General features: G+C 40.3%; 17 protein-coding genes and 1 pseudogene. All 18 read right to left on the bottom strand.

What is annotated here, in order from left to right:
* Positions 1–171: 171 nt before the first annotated feature.
* Positions 172–2,364: an alpha-galactosidase gene (locus QF028_RS25595; protein WP_429470083.1), complete on the bottom strand. Its 2,193-nt coding sequence runs from the start codon at positions 2,362–2,364 to the stop codon at positions 172–174.
* Between the two features lie 147 nt (positions 2,365–2,511).
* Complete coding sequence (locus QF028_RS25600) at positions 2,512–3,846, bottom strand: RNA-guided endonuclease InsQ/TnpB family protein (RefSeq protein ID WP_429470085.1); 1,335 nt, start codon at positions 3,844–3,846, stop codon at positions 2,512–2,514.
* A gap of 281 nt (positions 3,847–4,127) precedes the next feature.
* Positions 4,128–5,165, bottom strand: coding sequence for a sensor histidine kinase (locus QF028_RS25605; protein WP_429470087.1), 1,038 nt, complete (start codon positions 5,163–5,165; stop codon positions 4,128–4,130).
* On the bottom strand, positions 5,162–5,836 hold the full coding sequence (locus QF028_RS25610) for a response regulator transcription factor (protein WP_429470089.1): 675 nt from the start codon (positions 5,834–5,836) through the stop codon (positions 5,162–5,164). Before QF028_RS25610 ends, QF028_RS25605 begins: the two co-directional genes overlap by 4 nt.
* A gap of 23 nt (positions 5,837–5,859) precedes the next feature.
* Positions 5,860–7,608 (bottom strand): ABC transporter ATP-binding protein, encoded by a 1,749-nt coding sequence (locus QF028_RS25615; protein WP_429470091.1) that lies wholly within the window; start codon positions 7,606–7,608, stop codon positions 5,860–5,862.
* A 242-nt stretch (positions 7,609–7,850) separates the two neighbouring features.
* Positions 7,851–9,272: a sigma-54 interaction domain-containing protein gene (locus QF028_RS25620; RefSeq protein WP_429470093.1), complete on the bottom strand. Its 1,422-nt coding sequence runs from the start codon at positions 9,270–9,272 to the stop codon at positions 7,851–7,853.
* 135 nt (positions 9,273–9,407) lie between these two features.
* Entirely contained in the window at positions 9,408–10,193 is a 786-nt protein-coding gene (locus QF028_RS25625) for a 3-hydroxybutyrate dehydrogenase (RefSeq protein ID WP_429470095.1), read from the bottom strand.
* A gap of 57 nt (positions 10,194–10,250) precedes the next feature.
* Entirely contained in the window at positions 10,251–11,690 is a 1,440-nt protein-coding gene (locus QF028_RS25630) for a GntP family permease (RefSeq protein ID WP_429470097.1), read from the bottom strand.
* Between the two features lie 383 nt (positions 11,691–12,073).
* The gene (locus QF028_RS25635) at positions 12,074–12,739 is read right to left on the bottom strand and encodes a 3-oxoacid CoA-transferase subunit B (protein WP_429470099.1); all 666 of its coding nucleotides are present in this window, start codon (positions 12,737–12,739) and stop codon (positions 12,074–12,076) included.
* Positions 12,739–13,401 carry an acetate CoA-transferase subunit alpha gene (gene atoD, locus QF028_RS25640; RefSeq protein ID WP_429472543.1) on the bottom strand — a complete coding sequence of 221 codons (663 nt, stop codon included), beginning with the start codon at positions 13,399–13,401 and terminating at the stop codon, positions 12,739–12,741. Before atoD ends, QF028_RS25635 begins: the two co-directional genes overlap by 1 nt.
* A 333-nt stretch (positions 13,402–13,734) precedes the next feature.
* Complete coding sequence (locus tag QF028_RS25645; protein WP_429470101.1) at positions 13,735–14,970, bottom strand: Zn-dependent hydrolase; 1,236 nt, start codon at positions 14,968–14,970, stop codon at positions 13,735–13,737.
* Between the two features lie 338 nt (positions 14,971–15,308).
* Complete coding sequence (gene mglC, locus QF028_RS25650) at positions 15,309–16,331, bottom strand: galactose/methyl galactoside ABC transporter permease MglC (protein ID WP_168241726.1); 1,023 nt, start codon at positions 16,329–16,331, stop codon at positions 15,309–15,311.
* Between the two features lie 11 nt (positions 16,332–16,342).
* Positions 16,343–17,848 carry a galactose/methyl galactoside ABC transporter ATP-binding protein MglA gene (mglA, locus tag QF028_RS25655; RefSeq protein ID WP_215011493.1) on the bottom strand — a complete coding sequence of 502 codons (1,506 nt, stop codon included), beginning with the start codon at positions 17,846–17,848 and terminating at the stop codon, positions 16,343–16,345.
* Between the two features lie 332 nt (positions 17,849–18,180).
* Positions 18,181–19,242 (bottom strand): galactose/glucose ABC transporter substrate-binding protein MglB, encoded by a 1,062-nt coding sequence (gene mglB, locus QF028_RS25660; protein ID WP_168241724.1) that lies wholly within the window; start codon positions 19,240–19,242, stop codon positions 18,181–18,183.
* Positions 19,243–19,476: 234 nt separating this feature from the next.
* Positions 19,477–21,118: pseudogene (locus QF028_RS25665) on the bottom strand (response regulator).
* A complete protein-coding gene (locus QF028_RS25670; protein ID WP_429470104.1) occupies positions 21,039–22,523 on the bottom strand; it encodes a sensor histidine kinase in 1,485 nt (494 codons plus the stop codon). Before QF028_RS25670 ends, QF028_RS25665 begins: the two are co-directional and overlap by 80 nt.
* Positions 22,520–23,518 (bottom strand): sugar-binding protein, encoded by a 999-nt coding sequence (locus QF028_RS25675; protein ID WP_429470106.1) that lies wholly within the window; start codon positions 23,516–23,518, stop codon positions 22,520–22,522. The genes QF028_RS25670 and QF028_RS25675 overlap by 4 nt, the downstream gene beginning before the upstream one ends.
* A 192-nt stretch (positions 23,519–23,710) precedes the next feature.
* Positions 23,711–26,104 carry a beta-glucosidase gene (locus QF028_RS25680; protein WP_429470108.1) on the bottom strand — a complete coding sequence of 798 codons (2,394 nt, stop codon included), beginning with the start codon at positions 26,102–26,104 and terminating at the stop codon, positions 23,711–23,713.
* Between the last annotated feature and the right edge of the window lie 264 nt (positions 26,105–26,368).

Raw genomic sequence — 26,368 nt, forward strand, 5'->3', positions numbered from 1 at the left:
AGTAATAATCATTCCCAAGGGTTTTTATGGCTTTCTCCAAGTCTCTAAGCCTGCTATTATATTTTCTACTTAAGCATATACCAAAAATATTTCTTTACACAGGTAAATGGCATGTCAAAATTGTAAATTTTAATTGAGATATATAAGGTAATGCTCGTATTTTTTATTTGATTACTTTTCGAATGCTTCAATGTGGTAAATAATCGAGGTAAAATCTCTTTTTATCAATGGCAGCATTAATCCAATTTTCATAAGCTCATCGCCCACATATTCCTGTTCTCCCCTATTTACTCTATATATCTCATCCGACTTTAGCCCACGCAACTTCAGCCGGAAAAACGGTGGATTTGGTGTTGCCAACGTTTTAAAGTAAAAAACAGCAGCCCTTTCCTGATTCGGTGAAACATACATCCACGCCGAATCCATTCCATCAAACGGACTTAACAGCCTGAATAAGTCACCAAAACAGACAATATCCTTGATTTGATGATATCGTTTGATTTGCTCCATTACCACCTCCTTATCATCACTACTCAGCTTGTCGATATTTAATTCAAACCCCAAATTTGCAGCCATCGCCACATGGCATCTCATTAAAAGCGGTGTGGTTCTACCAACCTGGCGATTCGGCACATCTGATACATGTGCTCCCATTGTAATGGCAGGATAAATGAGACTTGTTCCGTATTGAATTTTAAGCCGTTCAACAGCATCAGTATCATCACTCGTCCAGGTTTGCGGCATATAATAGAGCATTCCAGGATCAAAGCGACCGCCTCCTCCGGAACAGCTTTCAAATAAAATCTTAGGAAATCGTTCGGTCAGTTTTTCTAGGATTCGGTACAAGCCAAGCATATAACGGTGCGCGGTTTCTTTTTGCCGTTGAGGTGGAAGCGCAGCCGAACCCACCTCAGTCATATTTCGATTCATATCCCATTTCACATAGGAGATCTTAGCACTGCTAAAGACTTCGGTCAGCGTTTCGATTAAAAAATTACATACGTCTTCCCGGCTTAAATCAAGAATTAATTGATTTCTGGACTGTGTTCGGTTCCGTCCCGGCACATGGATACACCAATCGGGATGCTTCTGATACAAATTACTGTCAGGAGAAACCATTTCCGGCTCGACCCATAACCCAAATTGCATCCCCTTTTTTTGGATATAATCAGCCAATCCGTTTAAACCATTCGGAAGTTTTTTCTTAAAAACAAACCAATCACCCAACGAACTTTTATCATTGTCACGATGCCCAAACCAGCCATCATCCAATACAAACAGTTCGATGCCCAACTCTTTTGCTGCATCCGCAAGGTCGATAAGTTTTTTTTCATTAAAATGAAAATAGGTGGCTTCCCAGTTATTAATGAGAATTGGGCGTGTTTTGTCGCGGTATACCCCTCGACAAACCCTTTCCCTCAGAAATTTATGATAAGTCCTGGACATTCCTCCTAGCCCGTCCGAGGAATAAACCATTAAAGCCTCAGGAGTTTGAAACGTTTCCCCCGGCTGCAGCACCCATGTAAAATCAAAGGGGTTTATGCCGATGCTAAGTCTGGAAGTTTGATAAGGATCCACTTCGATGGAAGCTTGAAAATTCCCACTGTAGACCAAACTGATGCCAAATACATCCCCATATTCTTCGTTGGTGTCTTTTGAAAGCAGCGCAACAAAAGGATTATGTCGATGGCTGCTTGAACCCCGAGCTGATGAAATCGTTTGAATCCCGTGGTTAAGTGGCTGCCTTTCAATGTGACGCTCACGCCCCCATGTTCCATAAAGGTGCAGCCAATCCCAATCTGATTGATGAATGTCGACTGACATACTCATACATTTATGTATTTCCACATCATGGCTGCCAAGATGCTCAAAGGAGACCGATCTAGTTATCACATCAAAATCACGATAAATTGTATAATGTAGATTCATCCCGATCCCAAGCATGGAATCTACCAGTGTTAGCACTAATGTTTCAGCATCAGAATTATCCTCGACATAAGCAGACGGCAATCCCTCAAGCGTATGTTTCCCTTGAAAAATTTCATGAGAATCAAAGACAAAGTCCGTTACCGTAGTTCCGTCAGCAGAACGGATCTGATAAGCCGGCGAACGAAAGTCCCCGTTCCCAAAAGCGGGATATTCCTGTGGTAGCGTATCAAGTGAAAATTGCGGAAGAGAAGGTTCGGTAGTCGGCGAAAAAGCCCTGCCTTTAAACGCCAGAATGGAAGAAGGATGCAGCGTCTTAACCATCTTTCCCCAATACAAATGAGCGGGATATTTACCATGGACAATTTGAATCAAATAACTAATCTTGCTATTGTACAAATGAAAAATCCTATCCTTTTCATCCCAATCAATTGGCACGAGCGCTCATTCCTCCATTGTTAGATAACCTAAATTACTTACTTATCTTCCTATGAGTATCCCCATAGCTGAAGCTAGGGGTTTCGAAAGAATAGGCTTTAAAGCCGCATTGTCTTTACGAGGGCTACCACAAGTCCCGCTACTACATCAGACCGAGGTCTTCAGCTTTGCCTTTCTTTTCTTTTTGATGATTATTTTTCGTGGGGATTGGAGGAACTGTTTTCTCTCCAGTCCTTCGAAGACATCATTGGTATGTTTACGGACAATATTAAAAGCTCCATTCACATCGGCATGGATCAAAATCTTAGAACCTTTGATTTTGTAAAAGGCTCGACTGCTTCTATACCCGCTAAAATTAGTTTGGTGCTCTTCCCCGTAAGTTGGAATTGGGTCATGATTCAAGAAACTAGACTTGGAGGTATAGCTTTCTTCTCGGACAATGACTTGAATTCCATGTCGTTCTGCTTTGTATCGAATCATTCCTATGAAAGTGGCATATGGGATTTGTATGAAGGTTTGTTTTGTAGTCTTTTGCATATCAACCTCCATCTTCCAACCCTCATTTTTACCTATGATGATCGTATCAATGGTTCTTTCTTGAGCAATCTCGACCACTTTTGCACTGGCCTTATGTAAAAAATCCATGACTCGATTGTTTCTTTTTCGGTCTAATGAAATTAATCTTGTCGTGTGAAACTTCCCTTCCTTTGGTCCTTTTCCATTTCGAAGGATACTCATGTAATTGGCTCTTAATTTGTTATAGTATTGATTGATCGATTTTAACCATTTGCCTTTGATAAGCAGAGGCTTTAGCCCCGTGTTATCGATGATAGTTGCAAGGTTATTTACTCCTAAATCAATACCCATTACTCGTTTCGGCTCAAATACCCACTCATTTAATTGTTTTTCGGATCGTTTGATCTCCTTTTCCTGTTCACTTTTAAAAACAACTTCCATTACATACCGCCCATAGGACGGGACAATTCGCACTTGTTGTAGTTTACCATCTATATGTGCGATTTTTCCCAGTTTTAATGTAAGAGGAGTTCCTGGTAATGAAAGCATATTTCCTTTAATTTTGGTAATTTGATTGGTTAAATAACAGGTCGTGCGTCCATTTTTCGGTTTGTATTTTGGAATCTTTGTCTTTCCGGAAAAGTTAGTAGGATTAATTTTATATTTCTTGGAGGCTTCGAAGAAACTTTTCCAATCATCATATACCTTTTTTATTGTTTGTTGATTGGACTGTGAGGGCAAAGAAAGGTAATCGGTTTGTTTCATCACTTTAAACAGTGCTTCTACAAAGGTATAGGGAAGGAATGCTTTCTCTGGATGAGGCATTTCAAAAAGCTGTGTAAACCTGTCTAATATAGTAGTTGGTGATATTGTACAAGTTTTTCGCTTTAAAACAGAGTGATTCACAGTAGTCGAACAATTCATGTTCCGGCTGAATTTGTATTTTATAGGATCGATACATTTCATTCACCCCTCCCTCGCCAAGAACAAACGTTCTGTTTATATCCCCATTATACCAAAGAATTTCAAAGAATGTATAGTAAAATTACTTGCATTATCCTAAAAAAACGAACAAAAATATAGCTTATATCCCCATATCTAAAGCTAGGGGTTTTACGCTGCTTTTTGATAAATATGATTTTCCCTATGTATTTCAGAACAATAAATTTAAAAAGGGTGTCAGGCACCGTTCGTGGACATTTGTCCACGAGCGGTGCCTGACACCCAAAACAACACAAAAATGGTTTTTATAGTGTAATGGTGAAGGTGGTTCCCTTCCCTTCTTCGCTGTCAACACAGATGGTTCCTTCGTGCATTTCGATGATTTTTTTTACGATGGAGAGTCCTAAACCGCTGCCGCCTTTTGACCGGTCCCTTGCCTTATCTGCTTTGTAGAATCGTTCAAAAATATGGATCTGATCTTTTTTCGTGATGCCAATCCCCGTATCGGAAATTTTCACGATCGTTTTGTCATCGACCTGCTGAAGATGGACACGAATACTTCCGCGCTTTTCAGTAAATTTAATACTATTGTGAATCAGATTGGTCCATACCTGGCTCATCAAATCTTCATCCGCAATGATGATGACCTTCTCGAGGGACACATCCAGTTCCAGTTCCTTTTCAATCCAATGTGGTTCACACGCCAATATAATTGTCCGTAATTGTTGGTCTAACCGATAGCTATGTCGCTCAAAGGGATGATGCTTGGATTCTAGTGAGGTTAGTTTTAGAAGATTATCACTTAATTTCGATAATCTTTTGCTTTCTGTTTCAATAATACTGAGATAATGACTTCTTTCATCAATCGAAAGCTGGCCATATTGAAGTGCTCTTGCAAAACCCATGATGGACGTCAGCGGCGACTGAATTTCATGTGAGACATTTGAAATAAATTCCTGCCGCATCTCTTCCAACTGCTTTAATTGCTTAGCCATATGATTAATATGGTCAATCAGACTTGTGAATTGATTTCTTTTACCAGCCTTTAAATCGAGGTATACATTAAAATCACCTTTAGAAATCCTACTTAACGCATCCAGTACTTCATGAAAGAGATTGCGTCGCCTTGAACGAGTGAATAAAGATATAAGAAAACCAACTAAGCTCATCGTCAATAAACCAGTAATTACCGATGCCATATGACGAAGGTAATCGGATGTATGAAAATCGAATAATTGATAAGTTCCGGACACAATGAAATAACCTGCTGAAAAACCAAAAGAGACAAATACAAAGAAAAAGACAACCCCAAATACATGTTGAAAAAAGCGCTTAATCTTCATGATTTTACCTCAAAGCGGTAGCCTAATCCCCAAATCGTCTGAATCCGGAACGGGAATTCTCTTTCTGGAAACCGCTCTCTTAACCTTTTAATATGAACATCGACCGTTCGTTCGTCTCCTTCATAGTCGTAGCCCCAAATGTCTTCAATGAGCACCTCTCGTGAAAACGTTTTTCCAGGATAGCTGGCTAGTTTAAACAACAGCTCGAATTCTTTCAACGGAATCGTATATTCCTTATTTTTAAAAGAAATTTCATGTGTTTTTCGATTCAATTTAAATTCATTAATCGTAATCGTTTGCGAAGCCGTTATATTATACCGTTTTAATAATGCTTTAACTCGAGCAGTTAACTCCATTGGGTCAAAGGGTTTAACTAGATAATCGTCCGCTCCCAACTCGAATCCTTTCAGCTTTTGTGTTGTTTCCCCTTTGGCGGTCAGCATTAAGATGGGAATATCACTAAATTCCCGCAGCTCTTTGCATAATTCCCAGCCATCCATATTTGGCATCATAATATCAATGATCGCTAAATCTATCTTTACTTTTTCCATCAGTTGTAATGCCATTACACCATCTGATGCCTCATAAAGTTCGAATCCTTCTTTTTTTAAAAAAAGTTGGATTAGTTCGCGAATATTAGCATCATCATCGACCATTAGAACTTTTGTCATTCATCCTCATTCCTTTCCTTCTATTAAGCAGGTTCGTTGATCCGTAATTGCTGCTCGGCAAATTCACGATACAAGGAGTGAGTTCTTAAAAGTTGTTCATGTGTACCGCTTCCGGTAATTTTCCCTTTATCCAAAAAGATAATTTGATCAGAATCGATCACCGTTGACAGACGATGCGCAATTACGAGAGTGGTTCTTCCCTTCATTAAATTTTGCAATGCTTGTTGAACAACACGTTCTGATTTGCTATCAAGACTGGAAGTTGCTTCATCTAACATTAAAATTTTGGGGTCCCTTAAAAAGGCACGAGCAATCGCAATCCTCTGACGCTGCCCACCCGATAATTTTATTCCTCTTTCACCAACTTCTGTATCATACCCGTTTGGCAGTTCCGCAATAAATTGGTCCGCATAGGCCATTTTTGCCACTCTTTCGATATCTGCCTGCTCAATTTTTTTATCCATTCCGTAACAAATATTATCACGAATCGTTCCCACAACAATCGGGCTTTCCTGTGATACATAGCCAATTTGACTTCTCCAGGAATACAGGGAGAATTGATTAATCGGTTCTTGCCCCAGACGAATTGCGCCTTGTTGCGGTTGATAATAACGCTCCAATAAAGAAAATAGGGTCGTTTTTCCGCTTCCGCTTGGACCGACAATCGCAGTCACCTTGCCTGCTTCTGCGGAAAAGCTAATATTCTTAAGTACGTCTTCCCCATTTTTATAAGAATAGTTCAGATCCTCTACAGTGATCGATTGATTCACATTATGAACATCCTGATTCGAATGGACTTCTTCCTCGTTCATATCCATGATGGTGATAATTCGTTCTGTGGCACCGGTTGCTTTTTGAAATTGGGTAAAGAAGGCGGCTAATTGCCCCATTGGCATGACGATTTGAAACAGATACATAATAAAGGCAACTAAATCACCCGCCATTAATGCACCTGATGATACCCTCATTCCACCGTAACCTAGAATGACGACTAGTAATACCATGATTACTAAACCAATCAGGGGTGAGATTAATGCTTGAATCTTCGCCTCTTTCAACCCATATTGAAACAATTGTGTGATCCCGTTTTTACCATTCTTATACTCGATTGCCTCGGCGTTGGAAGCTTTGACTAATCGTATTTCTGATAAAACTTGCTGGAGAACTGAGGTAAAACGTGCTGTTTCGGTTTGCATCCCTTTTGACACCTGATGCATCTTTCTTCCAAGTGTCATTAATATAACTGCTGCAAGCGGCAGTGCTATAAACATGAGCAAAGCCATTTTCCAATCCAATAGCAGCAAAACAACAATCGAACCAATGATGGAAATCATTCCTGATAGGAAATTGGCTAGATGATCGGTAATTAATCCTTTGACCACGGCTGTATCATTGGTCATTCTACTGACGGTTTCGCCGGTTTGATTTTCATCATAAAACGGTACCGGTAAGACGAGCAGCTTTTTCCATAAACGGTCTCGAATCCCGGCCACAACTGATTGGCCGAGATGATTTAATAAATAGATGGATATCCCACTAGCCACTGCTTGTAGTAAAAGCGCAGTAACAAGAAGAAGAATCCTACCCGTACTTAAAGAACTAATTGAAAAATCATTAATAAGATTTTTTGTAAACAGCGGGACCAATAGCCCCACTATTGTGGTACCTACACTTAATAAAAGGGCGATACCAAGGAGCAATTTAGATGGATTGGTATGCTGAACCAATCGAATAAATTGGCGCCAGCCCTTCTCTATCTTCACTTCCGTCATATATATTTACATCCCTTCTAAAGGTCACATTAATTTCAAGTCTACATTCTCAATTACAAACTCGATTATACAAAGAATATATGAATTGAATATGAACTGCCAATAAAGAATAGCTTAAAAAAGGTGTCAGGCACCAGCCGTGGACATTTGTCCACGGCCGGTGCCTGACACCCTAACAAGATCGACTTACTTCTACCTACTCTTTTCGAGTTGGAAATGAAGTCCCAAATTAATTATTGTTACTATCTAATAGCATACAATTTACATTTTTCATAGAAACTAGTTTTCCCAATTTCCAGTAGTTTAGCAGCCTCCAGCTTATTGCCATTTGTCACCACTAATGCATTTAAAATGGCTTTCTTCTCGGCATGAGCAAGTGTTTCTTTTAATGAGAAAATCGGTAATAGCTGTTTTGTCGTCGTCTCAAGATTCTGGGTATTAGCTGCCTTAACAAAGTTAGTCTCCGGTTCCGTGTCACGTAAGTATAATGGCAGGTGGACCATTTCAATCGTTTTCCCATCCAGAACATTGATGGATCGTTCCAAGACATTCTCAAGTTCCCGGATGTTTCCCGGCCATGAATGCTCCATTAGTCTCTCTTCTACCACAGTAGATAGCTCAATTCCTTTGCGGTAAAATTTCCCTTCTAACTTTTTCAATAAGCTTTGAGAGATTAGCGGAATATCCTCTTTCCGCTCTCTAAGAGGGGGAATTTCTATTTTGATGACATTTAATCGATAATACAAATCCTGACGAAACTTTCCTTCTTCCACCAGCATCTCTAAATCCCGGTGGGTTGCTGCAATGATTCGCACATCTACTGTAATAGACTTTTGACCTCCGACTCGCTGAATCTCTTTTTCCTGCAGCACCCTCAAAAGCTTACTTTGCATCGAAAGTGGCATGTCGCCTATTTCATCTAGAAAAAGTGTACCATTGTTGGCAATTTCGAACTGCCCCTTCTTTCCGCCCTTTTTTGCTCCAGTAAAGGCACCATCATCATAGCCAAATAGTTCCGATTCTAGCAAATGCTCAGGTATAGAAGCACAATTGATTGCAACAAAGGGCAAGGTGGCACGCATGCTGCTATTATGAATGGCATGAGCGAATAATTCCTTGCCTGTTCCTGAATCCCCGATCAATAAAACGGATGAGTTGCTTCCAGATATTCTTTCTGCTAGTTTTTTGGTTGCTAGAAAAGTAGAGCTTTTTCCAATTAAATCATTGAATTGGTACTTACTTTTCAGCTCTTTTTCCAGTTTTGTTTTATAATACTTTAATTCTTCAACTAGCCCCTGGATTTTTGTTTTATACATCCGCCATTCCTCAGGGGTACGAAACATGACAGTTCCCACCGCTCCGACAATTTTTCCATCCTCAATTATCGGGAAACGGTTTGCAATCATTTCACTTCCATTAATCGGATGAAGAGCAGCAAGTTCTTTTTGTCCTGTTTTGACGACAATGTGCATGCGAGAATTTTCAATGACCTCTTGTACAGGCCGGTTGACAGCATCTTTAACGGTGGTTCCTAAAAACTCACAATATGCCTCATTTATATAAAGAATAATACCATTATCATCGACGACTACGATTCGTTCTGCTAATAGATGAATCATTTGCTCATGCCATTTATTGGGGATATTCTCAAATCCTTGGTACATTCTTTTCCCACCTCTGCTCTACACCTTAGATATTATAATTATACCAAACGAGTACGTTGATTTGAGTGAATGGAGGCATTTTCATGCAATATGAAAATCCTATTCGAACAATCGAATAGGATTCTCTATTTGGAATTATTGAGCCGTGTAGCCGCCATCTAGAATAACTGCTTGACCTGTAACACCTCTTCCTTTATCACTTGCTAAAAAGACCGCATAATCAGCAATTTCTGTTACGGATAATAGCCTTCTTTGTGGAACCAGCGGGAAGAGTACTTCTTCAATGACACTGTCTAAGCTGGCATTTCTTGTTTTAGCCAAGTCTCCCAATTGGTTTCTTACTAGTGGTGTATCCACGTAACCTGGACATAATGCATTTACGGTGATTCCATCTGCTGCACCTTCCAATGCTGCAACCTTTGTCAAACCAATGACGCCGTGTTTGGCACTATTGTAGGCGGCCTTGCCAGCAAACCCGATCACACCATTAATGGAAGCCATATTGATTACTCTTCCAAAGCCTTGTTTCTTCATGATTGGAAATACATTTTTAATCCCGATAAATGGGGCGGTTAACATGATTTTGACTAGTAATTCAAATTTCTCAGTCGGAAACTCCTCAATTGGTGATACATACTGCATTCCTGCATTATTGACTAAAATATCAATACTTCCGAACGCTTTATAAGCTGACTGAAGACTATTTTTAAATGCTTCCTCGTCGGTCACATCACATGGCGCCGATAATGCTTCAAATCCTTGCTCCCTTAATTCAGCAGCCACTTCTTCACTTTTACCAACATTTAAATCGGAGATCACCACTTTTGCGCCTTCCTGTGCAAACGCCTTTGCGATTTCTAATCCAATCCCACTTGCAGATCCTGTAATAAATGCTGTTTTTCCTTCTAATGACTTGGTCATACGAGAATCCTCCTTTATAACTAGACAACTATTCTTCTATATTTACGCGCAATGTCTTTAGATAATCCCAAATAAAGTGTAGATACCAATGATGACAAAAACGGCTAATGTTTTAATGACTGTAATAGCGAAAATGTCCCGGTATGATTGTTTGTGCGTTAAACCTGTAACTGCAAGCAAGGTAATGACAGCTCCGTTGTGTGGAAGTGTATCCATACCACCGGATGCCATCGCGACGACACGGTGCATTACTTCTGGAGGAATATTCGCTGCTGTAATCGCCTGATTGTATTTATCAGCCATCGCGCCTAAAGCAATACCCATACCACCAGAGGCAGAGCCAGTAATACCTGCTAGTGAACTTGTGGTAACAGCACCGTTAACAAGTGGATTCGTAAAGGTACTAGAAATCCCGTCACTTATTTTTGCAAATCCTGGAAGTGAGGAAATAATACCGCCAAAACCGTATTCGGCACCTGTATTCATCGTTGCAAGCAATGCTCCGGCAATACTGAGGTTTAGTCCTTCTTTAAAGTTTACTGTCACACGCTTCCAATCGAAGGCAAGTGACGTGACGATCCCCACGACTAAGGCCATTTCAATGGCCCAGATAGCTGCAACAGTAGGAACATCTACTGTATATGCTTTTAAGCCAATAGCAGAAAAATCAAAACCGTTCGGGTACCATTTTGGTATGTAGGTAATGAACAATTTATTTGAAACAGCTACCAGCACAAGCGGTACAAACGCTAAAATTTGCTTTAAAACAGATTGATGAGTCGTTAAATCTGGAACGGTTACGTCTTTTTGATTTGATTCCGCCAAATCCAATGCAGCCGCAGTTTCGGCTTCAAATCCATAATAACCTTCCCCAGCTTTTGCTGCCTTTCTCCTTCTCATCTCTAGATAAAGCAGCCCTAGAGTTAAGACAAAAATAGCCCCGATAATTCCAAGTGTTAGTGCCGCATAAATATCTGTTTTAAAGAATTGAATTGGTATAACGTTTTGAATTTGCGGTGTTCCCGGCAGGGCATCCATAGTGAATGTGAACGCACCAAGTGCAATCGTTCCTGGAATTAAGCGTTTAGGAATATTCGCTTCCCTGAACATTTGAGCAGCAAATGGGTAAATTGCAAAAACAGCTACGAATAAGCTTACACCGCTATATGTTAATATGGCGCCTAATAATACAATGGTTAGCATCGCACGTTTTGCACCAAGCAGACGGACAATCGTCTTAGCGATGGATTCTGCAATCCCTGACATTTCAACTACTTTTCCAAAAATGGCTCCTAATAGGAACACTGGGAAGTATGATTTAATGAATCCGACCATTTTTTCCATGAACACACCGGAAAAGAACGGTAAAACATGGCTTGGGTCAACAAGTACAACAGCTAAAAGTGCACAGATCGGTGCAAATAAGATAACAGAAAACCCTCGGTAGGCAACAAACATTAAGAGCCCAAGTGACAAAAGAATAATAAATAATTGCATTTAAATCCCCCTTTTTACTTTTTGTATGAGCTTCAGCATCCCCTTGGTAAGCGTTTACAGGCTAAAGGTCAATTAAAAAAATGCAAGTTCCATGCCAAAATCGGTTATTAATTTCTCAAAAATTTAAATTTTCTTTATTATCATACAAGTATTATACTAAATTAATAGTTTATAACTATATGTTACCAAAAACCACCCTTTATACTCTCGTTTATGATTCCGTGAATTCGGAAAATTCAGTGCGATTAGTTTCCGTAAATCCGGAATTTTCCGTTTTTTCGGAATTGATTTATTTAAAACACTGGCTTTAGCAGCATTTGATAAATGCCTAATCCCTCGGAATCTATCAAACTCGATTTACTTTTCATTTTCTATCATATTAATTAACCGTTTTTTGCTTTTAAAATAGCTGGAATGATCGTAAACGCAGCTTCTGTTTTTTCCTTAACGGTATCAAGTTCGACACCATCTTGAAGTTCCTCCAGTACCAATCCTTCAACTGTTACACGAAAGACCGCTAGTTCCGTCACAATCAGGCCCACTACGCCCTTTCCAGTCAAAGGCAATCGACATTGTTCTAATATTTTGGATGATCCGTTTTTGGCCATATGTTCCATTGCTACAATAACTTTCTTGGCTCCAGTAACTAAATCCATTGCTCCACCCATACCAGGCACCATTTTTCCAGGAACCATCCAGTTAGCAAGGTTGCCTTTCGCATCAACCTCTAATCCTCCAAGGACCGTTACGTCCACATGTCCTCCACGGATTAATTCGAATGAGAAAAGGCTGTCGAAGAACGCACCTCCTGGATTAATACCCGAAGGCTGCCCACCCGCATTAACCAAATCCGGATCAATATCTCCGTCTACAGGCCCGAGTCCGATATATCCATTTTCAGATTGGAGAATAACGTTAACATTTTCAGGCAGGTAGTTTGGGACCATAGTCGGCAGTCCAATCCCCAGGTTAACTACATCTCCATCTTGCAATTCCTTTGCAACACGAGCAGCGATCACTTGTTTTGGATTCACTAGCGTATTTATCATTATCGACTACCTCCCTGAACGAAAATTTTATCGACCAAGATTCCGGGTGTCATTACTTCATCCGGGTCAATTTCTCCAACTTCAACGATTTGTTCTACTTGAACAATCACGAGATCTGCTGCTAAGGCCATCAATGGGTTAAAATTCCGGGCCGAACGATGATAAATCAAATTGCCAGCTTTATCTGCTTTAAATGCTTTAAGAATGGCAACTTCAGCGCGAAGCGGTTTTTCGAGTAAATATTCACGGCCATCGACGGTGATCTTTTCTTTGCCTTCTTCGACTACAGTTCCAACACCGGTGGGAGTCAACACTCCGCCAAGGCCAGACCCTCCGGCACGAACACGTTCAGCAAGTGTTCCCTGGGGAACTAGTTCCACTTCCAGTTCACCAGCAATCATTTGTTTGCCGGTTTCAGGATTTGTGCCAATATGTGATGCAATTACCTTCCTTACTCGTTTGTTTACAATTAAAGGTCCTACACCCGTTCCAATGAAAGCGGTATCATTTGCGATTAGCGTTAAATCCTTCACATCTGCTTCAAGCAGGGCAGTTACCAGTTCTTGTGGTGTACCTACCCCCATAAACCCACCTGCCATAATGGTCATTCCATCTGTCAGAATGGAGGAAATTTCCTCTATTGAAATAATTTTATTCACTATAACGCGCCTCCTGAAAGAATTAAATGAAATTAGTGTTAGTTACATCCATTTATTATGCAAGAAGTGTGCCAAAAATAGAGTCCCTAAGGCGATGTCCGAAGTTTTTTGAAAATCAAAATTACGAGGAGCAATAGCCATAAAGTAGATTGGTGCGAATGCCAGATGAAAAATACTATAAAACAACCAAGAATCCGCTCCGTAAAACCCACTGCTAATAAGCATAAATACAGCCCACAGTACTGCTGTATAGGCAAGAGGAACAAGCCAATGTAAAAAAGGGACCTTTCCGCATCACGAAAAGGTCCCTTTAAAGCTAGCTTATTTAATTAAAAACTATTTTGCTAACATCGTTAAAACCGTATCCAATAAAACATTGATCCCTTTTTCGCAATCTTCCCAAGTGGTTAACTCTTCTTCACAGTGGCTTTTGCCGTTAATACTAGGGACAAATAGCATGGCCGTAGGAACGAAGCTCGCAATGAATTGGGCATCATGGCCGGCACCGCTGACCATTCTTCTATTAGAATACCCGAGCGCCTGTGCCGATTCTTCTAAACGCTGGCAAATTTCAGATTCGAACCAAACGGTGTCCCGCTCCCATAATTTTGTTGTTTTTACCTCACAGCCTTCATTTAACGAGGTTAAATTCGGAAGTGCTTCGATGAAGTTTTTTACCGTACGGACAATTTCCATGTCCTTGTGACGTGCTTCAAGAGTAAAGATGACCTTGTTCGGAATGACCGTATGGATGCTTGGATACACGTTTACTCTGCCAATCGTGAAGACTAAATCTTCATCTAAAACTCCTAACCGCCTGCGGATTTCATTGATTAAGTTATTAGTGGCAAACAAAGCATCTTTTCTCATCTTCATTGGCGTTGTGCCAGCATGGTCAGATTCCCCTGTTACTTCAATCTCATAGCAAGCCATTCCTACCACACATTCTACGACACCGATTGAGAGTGCCTCTTTTTCAAGGATCGGTCCTTGTTCAATGTGGAGCTCTAAAAGGGCCGATGCCTCTTTTAATCGATTCTCCACATCCCCTTCGTACCCGCTCGACTTTAAAGCCTCCCCAAAAGTAGTTCCCTCTGAATCTACCTTTTTTAACATAGCAGACTTTTCAAATTTGCCTGAAAGGACCCCCGATGCCATCATCGAAGGCTCAAACCGCGCACCTTCTTCATTCGTAAAGTTAACAATTGTGATCGGAATCTGTGGTTTAATTTGATTCTCGACCAACGTTCGAACCACTTCTAAACCAGCCACTACCCCTAAGACGCCATCGAAACGGCCGCCTTTTTTCACCGAATCCAAATGGGAGCCAATAAGAATTGGCGGCTTTTCTTCTTTCCCAGTCAGTGTCGCATACATGCAGCCCATATCATCAACCTTGACTGTCAACCCTAATTCCTCGCAGCAAGAACGGAAGTAATCCCTTACCCGGATATCTTCCTTGGATAAGGACAACCTTGTGACCCCATTGTTTTCTGTCCGGCCAAAGTTTGCAAATTGTTCTAATGTCGTCTTCAGTCTTTCTCCATTAATCAATAATTTTTGTCGTTGCATGATTAAACACTCCCCTTTTTTATCTGAGATAAAGTGCATAATTCAATGTTAAAAATCTCGTGGAGGATAAAAACAGTAATTTGCGGACTTTTGATTTTGAAGCTGTTCTGGGGTCCAAAGTAAGCCTATTATTAAATTTAAGTAAATATTCAGACAACAATTTAATTATACACCACTGCTAAGGCCTGTCATTAGACAAAACATCAAATCTTTCTTACAAATTGTTTTATAGTTTGTATGTATTAGTAACATCACAAAATATAAAAAGGTGTCAGGCACCGCTCGTGGACATTTGTCCACGAACGGTGCCTGACACCAAATTTTTAATACTAATCTACTTATTTTTTCTTTGCGTGTTTGCGCATGTCAAAGGCTACTGCGACGATGATGATTAAGCCTTTTACGATGAATTGAATGTATGGGCTTACGCCAAGGAATGCTAAACCGTAGTTGATGACTTGGAAAATCAGTACCCCTGTGATAACACCAGGGACGGTTCCAATTCCACCTGATAGTGATACACCGCCGACTACGCAGGCTGCGATTGCATCTAGTTCATACATGTTACCTGTGTTGTTTGTTGCACTACCTACACGTCCAGCTTCTAATGTACCTGTTAAGCCGTATAGAAGACCTGCGATCGTGTAGATGATAATCAGATTTCTTGCCACGTTTACACCGGAAACCTTAGCAGCTTCTGGATTGCCACCAATGGCATACATATTTTTTCCTAGCTGTGTTTTATTCCAAATCACCCAAATGATAAGTGATACCACAATGGCATAGATAATGAGGTATGGAAATTCATATTGGCCAATTTTTATTCCGCGTTGCGCAAACGTTGTAAAGGCTTGGCTTAATCCGCCAATTGGCTGCGCACCATATGGCGGGCGGTCAAAATAAATCGAAGTTAGTCCGTAAACACCTATCATCATACCTAAGGTAGCAATGAATGGAGGAACGTGAAATTTTGCTACAATGACACCGTTTAATGCTGAAATGATACCCGTTGCTACCATCGCAATGACAATCGGAACAATTAACGGTAATTCCGGCAGGTTTGGATACATTCGATAAGCATAATCCCCTGCTTGCAGCATCGAGGCTGATATGACGGCAGCAAGTCCAACCATCCGTCCCGCTGAAAGGTCAGTACCTGCAGTAATTAAGATACCTGCTACCCCAAGTGCGATAATAATACGTGAGGATGATTGACTTAAGATATTAATTAAGTTTGTCATCGATAAAAAGTCCGGAGAAGCAGCGACAATCCCGACAACAAGAAGGATTAAAACTACATAAATTACGTTATCAACAAGCCATTTTGATACGCTTGATTTTTTTGAAGCTTGAGTATTCATATCCATTCCTCCTAATACAAAGCTGCTAATTGCATAATTTCTTCTTGAGATGTTGCGTGAGTCTCAACAATTCCAGCTGCTTTTCCATTACTCATGACTAAAATTCGGTCTGTTACACCCAAAAGCTCAGGCATTTCGGAAGAAATCATGATAATTCCTTTTCCTTCCGCAGCTAATTGGTTAATGAGCTGATAAATTTCAAACTTTGCCCCGACATCAATACCCCTAGTTGGCTCATCTAGCAATAAAATATCTGGTTTTGTTAGCAGCCATCGGCCAATAATTACCTTCTGTTGGTTACCACCTGATAGACTTCCAATCGAAGTCTTTTGGGAAGGTGTCTTTACCTTCATGGAATCAATTACCCACTGGGTATCATCGGCGACTTTGCGGTCAGATAAGAATCCGCTTTTTGTTTTATATTGCTTCATGTTAGAAATGATCGAGTTAAAGCTAATGCTTAGTTCTGGGAAAATACCGGTTGATCTTCTTTCTTCCGTCACAAGGGCAAAGCCATTTTTGATGGCTTGCTGCGGTGAATGGTTTTTAACTACCTTGCCATTTAATTCAATCGTTCCTGATGTTAGCGCCCTCATTCCAAATAATGCTTCAACCACCTCGGTCCGTTTCGAGCCAACCAATCCGGCAATACCTAAGATTTCGCCTTTTCTTAACTCGAAGCCAACATTAGAAAAAGAAGGCTGTGTTTCTGCAGTCAAATCAGATACTTTCAATATTAATTCCCCTGGTTTGTTTATTTTTTCAGGGAACCGTTGTGAAAGGTCACGTCCTACCATCAATTTAATAATTTCATCGGTTGTTAGGTCCTTCGAACTTTTTGTTGCTATATACTGACCATCACGCATGATCGTTACTTCGTCTGAAATCTTTAAGATTTCCTCCATTTTGTGTGAAATATAGATAATCGCAACGTTCTCACTTTGAAGCCTTTTGATGATTCTGAACAGATGATTTACTTCCGTCTCTGTTAGAGAGGAGGTTGGTTCGTCCATTACTATAATTTTAGAATGATAGGAAACAGCTTTTGCAATTTCCACCATCTGCATTTCGGAAACAGAAAGCGTACTCACCTTACTACGTGGATTAATACTGATATCAAGACTTTTAAAAATAGCCGCTGTATCTTCGTACATTTTCTTTTCATCGATGAAAATGCCCTTTTTCGGATAACGGCCAAGCCAAATATTATCCATAACATTCTGTTGACGTACCTGATTTAGTTCTTGGTGTACCATGGAAACTCCGTTTTCGAGTGCTTGCTTCGAATTGGCAAAGGAAACTTCTTTCCCACCAAAGAGAATTTTGCCTTCATCCATCGAATAAATGCCGAATAAGCATTTCATCAACGTCGATTTTCCTGCACCGTTTTCGCCCATTAAGGCATGTACCGATCCAGGCTTTACTTTTAGGGAAACATTGTCTAAAGCAAGTACCCCTGGGAACCTTTTGGTTATATTAAGCATTTCTAGTAAATTAGTAGAACTTGATTCTGACATGAGCGAACCTCCTCTGAAACCATTTAAAAAAGGATGAGAGCTCCATTGGATGCTTCTCAAACTTTTAAAGAGAGTAATAATTTTATTGCGGTATCCAGCTCCAAATATTTGGAGTCTTACCCCGAACGAAAGAAAAGCGTCGGCTTTTCCTTTGTTCGAGGAGCGCCAAGGGGCTGAGCGCCCCAGGACAGGCGCTTCTGCTTTTCTTACTGTCTAGCTCCAGCGCCTAGGGGCTCGGGGTCATAAGCCAATCCGTCAAGAAGGTCAAAGAGCAACCTTCTCGCCGGCTCGTCTTATGCCTGTCGCCCCTGGACAGGCGGCTTCTGCTTTTCTTACTTATAAGCGTCTCTACCAACTTGGATATTATCTTTTGTTACTTCAATGTAAGGAACACGAACTGCTTTATTATCGTCTAGTTTCCACTCAGTTCCGTCTAATACATCTTTGCCGTTTGCTGCATTTGCTGCTAGCTGAATAGTGGCGCTACCTTGGTTTTTCGCATCATTTAAGATGGAACCAACCATTTTACCATTTTCAATCATTTCAAGTGCTTCTGGAATCGCGTCAACACCTACAACAGGCATGAACTTGTCGCCGGAGAAGTAGCCTGCTTTTTCAAGAGATGCAATTGCACCTAATGCCATACCATCGTTGTTGGCAATAACGAATTCGATTTTGTCATTGTATTTTGCAAGCCAAGCATCCATTTTTTCAGTTGCTTTCATTGCATCCCACATCGCCGTATCCATAGCTAATTCTTCCACTTGAATCCCTTTTTCTTTTACAGTATCCACTGCAAATTTTGTACGAGCTTCTGCATCTGGGTGTCCTGGCTCACCTTTTAGTAATACATATTGAAGCTTGCCATCTTTGTTTTTGTCATATTTATCTTTGTTAGCTTCCCAAGCTTTTGCAATCAGTTCACCTTGAAGTACACCTGATTCAGAAGATGTTGTTCCAACATAGTAAGCTTTATCATAGCCTTTTAATACACTTGCATCAGGCTCTTTATTAAAGAAGATAACCGGAAGATCTTTTGCTTTTGCTTTGTCCACAATTGTTTGCGCCGCTTTTGGATCAACCAGGTTAATTGCTAGAGATTTTGCTCCTTTAGCAATTAGGGTATCAACTTGTTCAATCTGTTTTGCTTGGTCGTTTTGCGAGTCATTTAGCATGAGCTTTACTTTATCTTTTGCTGAGGTCTCCATTGCACGGCGAACATAGGACATGAAGTTGTCATCAAATTTGTAAATAGTTGCCCCAACTGCTGGAAGACTGTTGTCCTTGCCTTTTCCAGAATCTGTACCGCTTGTTGAATCACTGCATCCTGTTGCTAATAGAATACTAGATGCAACTGTTAAAGATAGAATTAAACCTTTTTTCTTTTTAAACATGTTGTCATTCTCCTTTTACTATTTAGTAAAGACTCTGGTAAGGCAGCAGAACCGATCCACTTAACCTCGTTGTAAGCCCTTACACTTATGTTAGCATGGGGGGATTCGCTTCAATAGGTCAAAAGTCTAGCATTAATTTGTGATTACCTAGACTTTTTTGCAAACGCTTTATTTTTTATTAAAAAAAATGAGATCAATCCACTACAACGGATTGATCTCATTAGAGAAAAAATATTAACCTACTGTTACTTTGCGAAATTCTGTTGGCGATAAGCCTGTATGCTTTTTAAACACGCGGCTAAAATAGTTTGGATCCTTGTAGCCAATCGAATAGCAGATTTCCTTCAGGCTTTTTCCTGGGTCAACCATTTCAGCCTTGGCATGCTTGATTCTTATTTCCGTCACATAATCAATAAAGGTCATCCCAAAACGATCTTTAAATAATTTGCTAAAATAATAGGGACTAAGCTCTACATATTCTGCCACTAATTCCAATGTGATCGAAGCAGCATAATGGTTTTCGATATATTCCTTTGCCTTATGGAGCATGCCCTTAGCGTGATTGTTTCGCCACACCTGGACATGATGAACGACGGCTAATAAATGGGCCTTTCCTTTTTCAAAAATCGCCATAATATCCTCAGACTCTTCCACTGCAGGTGTTCGTTCATAGCTTATACCTAAATCATGGAGCATTCGGGAAATGAGAATAAACAATTCATCAAATGACTTTTTAACTAGTGACCCTTTTATTTTCTTATCATCTGCCAGCATCGTTGCAAACGATTCAAAGATGAAATAAGACCTGATTGACATCTCCCTGCCGGACAGCTTCTAATAGTTTTTTCTCAATCTCTAACACCCCTGATTGAGAAGGGAGTTCAGTAGACCCTTGTTTAACTGCAAATAAATATTTTCGATTTGGAGTTTTTACAAGGTGCTGCAGGGCCATTAGCGCTTCATGATAAGATTTATTTAGTTCATGTGCATAGTTATAAGGAAGACCGACCCCAATCCTTAGTTCCGCATCCAAGTATTTCTTTTCAAAAAGACTGTTCAGACCATCGATGACCGCCTGCGCATTAGTTTTAAATTGGACCTTTTCCGTCGTTTTTTTACAGAGGAATAAAACAGGTACCTGTGCGTCAGTTAACGGCCCAACCATCATTTCCTGTTTCTTCACGACAGAATTAAGGGTATCCTTAAGCCATAAATACCAGTTTTGTTTTTCAACTGCTGAAAGTTCCGTCATGCCTCGAGGCCGCAGTGAGAAAAGCATGATATACCCTGAAGTAATTTCAACCCCAAGCAGCTGGCCCCATTCATCAAAGGTAATATCCTGGACTTGATTTACTAATACCGATGATACCCATTCTTTTTGCGCGATCGATACGGCACGGTCCAGGTTTTGGCGCAAATTTTGCTGCTCTTTCCGCTGTATACTCTCCTCCAGGATGTCACCAGAAACGCGGTCTAAAGCCGCAAGAATATCTTGTTTTCTGCTGGGTTTTAAGATGTATTCCTTAACCCCCTGCTGCATTACTTCCTTTGCATATTCGAACGTATTAAAGGCGGAAACCATAATAAACCGAATACCAGGGTCGATTTTTTTTATCGCTTTGACAGCTTGAACGCCATCTATTCCCGGCATTTTTATATCCATAAAAATGATATCAGGCCGATGTTCCGTGGCCATTTCAATTGCCTTTCTCCCATTGGGGGCTTCTCCAATGACGATTACGTCCATGGATGAACGGTTAATGATCTTCGTTAATGCCGTCCGCTCCAAGACTTCATCATCCACAATAAGAATTTTCAACAAGGCCTTTTCCCCCTTTGGCAACAACAGGAATCGTAAGTCTAAAATTGGTTCCATGGTCTACTTCTGATTCAATTTCAACAATGTCATTTCTCTGATAAAAGAGCTGCAGCCTTCTGATCACATTTTTCACACCAATACCCGTTGATTGACCTTTTGATTTTTCAGCTTCGTATCTTTCCTCTGGTTCGATACATTCTACATATTTGAGCAATCTATTCTTGGTGGTATCGTTCATTCCCGTACCGTTATCAATGACTTCGACGTAAATCTGATGATTATGCCTGTATATATGAAGACGGATGATCCCATTTTCTTCGTAGGATTCAACCCCATGCATGAATGCGTTCTCAATTAATGGCTGTAAGATTAAACTAGGGATTTCAATATCTAAACAATCATCCTGGATGTCTGTCACAAATTGAATCCGTTCCCCAAAACGTGTTTGTTGGATATAAAAATACTCTTGAACAATTCTCACTTCTTCTCTTAGCGTTGAGGCTTTGTCGAAATCACTCAAGTTATACCTGAGTATGGCAGCAACAGCTTCTATTAATCTTGTAGTCTGTTCCGCTTCTTCCAAATAGGCCATTTTTGAAACCGTATTCAAAGTATTGAATAGGAAATGAGGATTGATTTGATTTTGGAGACTCTTTAACTCCAATTCTTTTAATAACTTATCCAACTCCCCTTGTTGTTTGATTTCCGTTACGAGCTGTCTAAGGTTCGTACGCATTTGATTAAAGGTTTCTGTTAATGGCTTAAGTTCGTCCTTTGTGGTAATTTTTATATCCTCACCTGCTAAGTTTCCAATGGAAATCTCCTTAGCTGCATGTGATAACAATCTAATTGGCTTCGTAATCCCGCCGGAAATCCATAATGCTAACAAAGTGCTTAGAACAAAAGCTGCTGCAAAAAGGGAAATCGACATGAGCTTATAATAATGGTTTTGCTGCTCCATTTGATCATAAAATTTTTGATAGTCCGTCAGTTTATTGTTTAATAGTGCAAGAGTGCTTTCTTGAAGAAATGAGTTTATCTTCAATACTTCATTAAAATGACCCGAATATTGATTAATCTCGTCCTGCTTAAATGCACCAACAGTGGCATCCCCTTCATCCAAAAAACTATCAATCATATTTTTATAATTTGTAAGCGTAATCTCATTCGTATTGATTACTTTATACAGCCTCTTTTGGTCCTTAATAAGCTTTAGCTTTTCTTTTCGATAGTCTTTTAGGTAGGATTCATCCTTATCTAAAATATACCCATGAAGCTTTTCCGTAAGTAAATTGGATCTTTGCGAAATATCATTTAGCAAAAGAAATCGTTCAAAGCTGTCATCATATTCCGTCACCAGTTTTTCACTGCTGTTATAAAAAAAGAACCCGACCGAAGTTAACAAAACTACAAGGACAATAAAATAAAGCAGCAATTTTGATCTAATCCGAAATAACATCATTCATGCTCCCCCATTCTGCCATTATTCACGGATAAATCGCTTATTCTCAAAATTCGAGTATCCGTATGGACAATAGGCGAAACCTTTTTCCCCTCAATTAGATCAATCATCATTTTTACTGCCCCATAACCCATTTGAAATGGTTCCTGGACAACGGTTGCCTTAATGGTTCCCTTTCTTATCAACTTAAGCGTTTCCGGTAGTGTGTCAAAGCCAATAATATAAATTTGATTCTGTTTTTTATATTTTTCGACCACTTGGGCAATTTCGATGCCATCCAAGGCACTTGTCCCAAAGAACGCGTTAACCTCAGGGTGATCCTGCAAAATTTGGTTGGCCTTTTCCGCTGCTTTCACTCTGCTAATCTCTGACTCTTCCACAGCAATGATATGGATTCTTTTTTCTGCTTTTACAGCATCCTGAAATCCCTTAACCCGCTGCTGCATATGATTCGCATAAAAGCTCCCCGTAATAATCGCTACATTGGCATTACCCTTTGTATCCGCTATCAAAGCTTTCCCTGCTAAAAAGCCGGAATAATAATTATCCGTTCCAATATAGGCCAGCCTTTTACTGTTCGAGGTGTCCGTATCGACCGTGATAACAGGGATTCCCTTCGCTACGACCCGATTAATAAGCGGAGTAAACTGTTCGTCACTCAATCCCTGTGTAATGATCCCATCAACTTTTGAAGCAGCTGACATTTCAATTGTTTTTACATGATCATCAATATTTGCCTGCTTCGGCCCAGCATATTCCAGCTGAACGCTATATTTTTCTGCTGCCTTCTTTGCTCCTTTTTCTACAAGCTTCCAATATTCATTATCTAACTCTTCCGGAACAAGAATAAGATGGTAGCGATACTTTTTTACTGCACTTTCCTCCTTAGGTAAGTGGTGGGTAACGATCTTATAACCGTAAAAGATTGAAAGTGAGCAACTGACAAGAAAAAACAAACTTCCTACTGTATAGGCAACGTTAGATAACTTGCTCATATAACATCCCCAATCCCAAAGCATAGTTAAGCTTATTATACGGAACATAGCAATAATCGACAATCTCCCAAAATATGAAAATGTTTTGATTTCCATTTCAATCGGAACCTCATTTTTAACCACTTTTACCAATAAAAAAACAGCCTTCATTCACTTTCAATGAGGGCTGTTCACCAAGGTCTTTTTTAGGATTTATTTGGTAAGCGGTTCAAAATCAACTATAGGTGTCAATGCCTCGTTAACCTTTTCAACAACCATATCGTGGTCTACCGTAAACGTTGCTGTTCCTTTAATGTCTTCTGAGGATGCCCCCACTTTTACTGTATATGTGCCTTTTTCAAGAATCCATGCATTTTCCTCTTCATCGAAGGAGGCAAGGTCTTTGGCATTTAGATCGAATTGAAGCAGCTCACGTTGATGCGGCCTAAGTTCTTTTGTTTTACCAAATGCCTTTAGTTCAACAGCAGGTTTCTCAAGCTTTCCATCTGGGGCGGAAACATAAACTTGGACGACTTCTCTCCCAGAAAGCTTGCCCGTATTTTCGACCATAGCAGATACCTTAAGCTTGTCCTTAAATTTCTTTCCTTCACTGATATTTACATGACTAAAGTTGAAGCTTGTATAGGACAATCCATAACCAAATTCATAAGCAGGCTTCACATTGAACGTGGTATTGTAGCGGTAGCCGACATAAATGTCTTCGTTATAGATCACCTGTGTTGGGTTCTCAGCAGGTGTTCCAGGGAAGCTATCTGCCGATGCAACATCGCTGTATTTTACAGGGAAGGTAGTTGGCAGTTTTCCGGACGGATTGACTTTACCGGAAATAACATCCGCTACAGCATAACCTGCCTCCTGGCCTGGCTGCCATGCTAATAGGATAGAGTCAACCTTATCCCGCCAGCTTGATACATCGATAGGTCCGCCAATATTCAAAATAACGGCTACTTTTTTACCCTGATTGTGGTATTCTGCTGATACTTTCGAAATCATGTCTTGTTCTGCATCACTTAATAGGTAATCCCCTTTTACCACTTGACGGTCCGCACCTTCACCTGAATTACGGCCAATAACAATGACGCCGATATCCGATTCTTTCGAAGCAGCGGCAATTTCATTATCTGCTAGAGGCTTTTCAGGAATGGCAGGGATTGACTTACCAAAATCCTCACCCCATGGACTTGGTTTAATTTTATATTGTTCCTGCGAGCGCAATGTATCAATATATGTCTTATATTCCTGGAATTCGGATTGATTTAATTCGTATCCAGCACTCTTTAAGCCATCTGCAATCGAGGTTGTGTAAGCTGCATTAACATCACCGCTTCCTGTTCCACCTTTAACCGTCTCGATTTGTGTATTGCCAAATAACGTGACCTTTTGATCTTTGCTGATTGGCAGCGGCATATTGTCGTTCTTTAAAAGAACCATTCCTTCCGCAGCTGCTTTTCGAGCTGTTTGTGCATGAGCAGCTAAATCAGGCTTGTCGGAGTTTTGGTACTTTTTAAACTCAGGTGTTTGGATGACGATCTGGAGAATGTTCTTAATATTGCGGTCAAGCACTTTTTCGTCCAAATTTCCACCTTCAACAGCTGCTTTAATTATATCGGATTGGTACGATGCACCCGGCATAATCATGTCATTGCCAGCCTTCATTTGTTCTACCGGATTATCTCCTCCAAACCAGTCTGTCATGACAAACCCTGTGTAGCCCCAGTCCTTACGCAAAACAGTTGTTAACAAGTCAGCATTTTGGGAAGTGTATGTTCCATTAAGTTTGTTATAGGAACTCATAACGGACCATGGATGGGATTCCTTAACAGCAATTTCAAAGCCTTTTAGATAAATTTCCCTTAATGCTCGTTCAGAAACGACGGTATCAATGCTATTCCGGTTTGTTTCCTGGTTATTAGCAACAAAGTGCTTGATTGTTGCGCCAACACCGTTCGATTGTACCCCATTCACCATCGCCGCAGCTATTTTCCCTGAAATTAAAGGATCCTCTGAATAGTATTCGAAGTTTCGTCCATTTAATGGATTACGGTGGATATTCAGTGCCGGTGCTAATAAAAGGTCGACACCATATTCTTTCACTTCATTTCCCTGAGCTTTACCTACTGCTTCTGCAGTTGCAGGATCCCAAGTGGAGGCCAGCGCCGATGCAATCGGGAAAGCGGTTGCATAATAAGTTTGAGTTTGTCCTGGCCTTGTTGGACGAATCCGTAGTCCTGCCGGGCCGTCAGCAAAACGCAGTTCAGGGATCCCTAACCGAGGAATTCCGTAGGTGCCGCCTACTGCTCCGGTTACTTCGAAGGGTCCTCTTGTAAACCCAGGCATTCCAACACCCACAACGAATTTAGCTTTTTCATCGAGGGTCATAGCTTGAATCACACTGTCGATGGAAGCCGCATCTGTTAAGTAAGGTGCTGTTGTCTGGACGATAGAAGTTTGTTTTTGTTGTACGGTTGATGGATCTTGACTCTGAGCGGATGCAATGTCAAAGGTGAGTCCTGAGAGAAGTAATGAAGATGTAAGAGTAATGGCCAGTAATTTGGACTTTTTCTTCTTCTTTAGTCTTTTTAACATAATTCTAATTCCCCCATCAAATTAGTCTGAACTTTTTACACTTGTAAATTAAAACGCTTTCATAGTTAGTTTAACTTAAGTGAAGTTTCAGACTATTAGCATTCTTCTGGATTATCTTGCGAATATCTTCATTATTTTGTTTTAGTTGAAAGAGATTAAGAGATAGAAAGAGTTTAAAAAGGGATTCCCTTTACAGTTTTATACCCTTCTCTTAAGTCATTTAGAATAATGTCTAAGAAATATGTATAATTCCTCTTGAACATT

This window comes from Neobacillus sp. B4I6 (assembly GCF_050434045.1).
Lineage (GTDB): Bacteria > Bacillota > Bacilli > Bacillales > Cytobacillaceae > Neobacillus.

Excerpts from the sequence above, each read along its gene's own strand:
- QF028_RS25600 (WP_429470085.1), bottom strand. The coding sequence starts at position 3,846 with ATGAAATGTATCGATCCTATAAAATACAAATTCAGCCGGAACATGAAT.
- QF028_RS25605 (WP_429470087.1), bottom strand. The coding sequence starts at position 5,165 with ATGAAGATTAAGCGCTTTTTTCAACATGTATTTGGGGTTGTCTTTTTC.
- QF028_RS25610 (WP_429470089.1), bottom strand. The coding sequence starts at position 5,836 with ATGACAAAAGTTCTAATGGTCGATGATGATGCTAATATTCGCGAACTA.
- QF028_RS25615 (WP_429470091.1), bottom strand. The coding sequence starts at position 7,608 with ATGACGGAAGTGAAGATAGAGAAGGGCTGGCGCCAATTTATTCGATTG.
- QF028_RS25620 (WP_429470093.1), bottom strand. The coding sequence starts at position 9,272 with ATGTACCAAGGATTTGAGAATATCCCCAATAAATGGCATGAGCAAATG.
- QF028_RS25625 (WP_429470095.1), bottom strand. The coding sequence starts at position 10,193 with ATGACCAAGTCATTAGAAGGAAAAACAGCATTTATTACAGGATCTGCA.
- QF028_RS25630 (WP_429470097.1), bottom strand. The coding sequence starts at position 11,690 with ATGCAATTATTTATTATTCTTTTGTCACTTGGGCTCTTAATGTTTGTT.
- QF028_RS25635 (WP_429470099.1), bottom strand. The coding sequence starts at position 12,739 with ATGATAAATACGCTAGTGAATCCAAAACAAGTGATCGCTGCTCGTGTT.
- QF028_RS25645 (WP_429470101.1), bottom strand. The coding sequence starts at position 14,970 with ATGCAACGACAAAAATTATTGATTAATGGAGAAAGACTGAAGACGACA.
- mglC (WP_168241726.1), bottom strand. The coding sequence starts at position 16,331 with ATGAATACTCAAGCTTCAAAAAAATCAAGCGTATCAAAATGGCTTGTT.
- mglA (WP_215011493.1), bottom strand. The coding sequence starts at position 17,848 with ATGTCAGAATCAAGTTCTACTAATTTACTAGAAATGCTTAATATAACC.
- mglB (WP_168241724.1), bottom strand. The coding sequence starts at position 19,242 with ATGTTTAAAAAGAAAAAAGGTTTAATTCTATCTTTAACAGTTGCATCT.
- QF028_RS25670 (WP_429470104.1), bottom strand. The coding sequence starts at position 22,523 with ATGATGTTATTTCGGATTAGATCAAAATTGCTGCTTTATTTTATTGTC.
- QF028_RS25675 (WP_429470106.1), bottom strand. The coding sequence starts at position 23,518 with ATGAGCAAGTTATCTAACGTTGCCTATACAGTAGGAAGTTTGTTTTTT.
- QF028_RS25680 (WP_429470108.1), bottom strand. The coding sequence starts at position 26,104 with ATGTTAAAAAGACTAAAGAAGAAGAAAAAGTCCAAATTACTGGCCATT.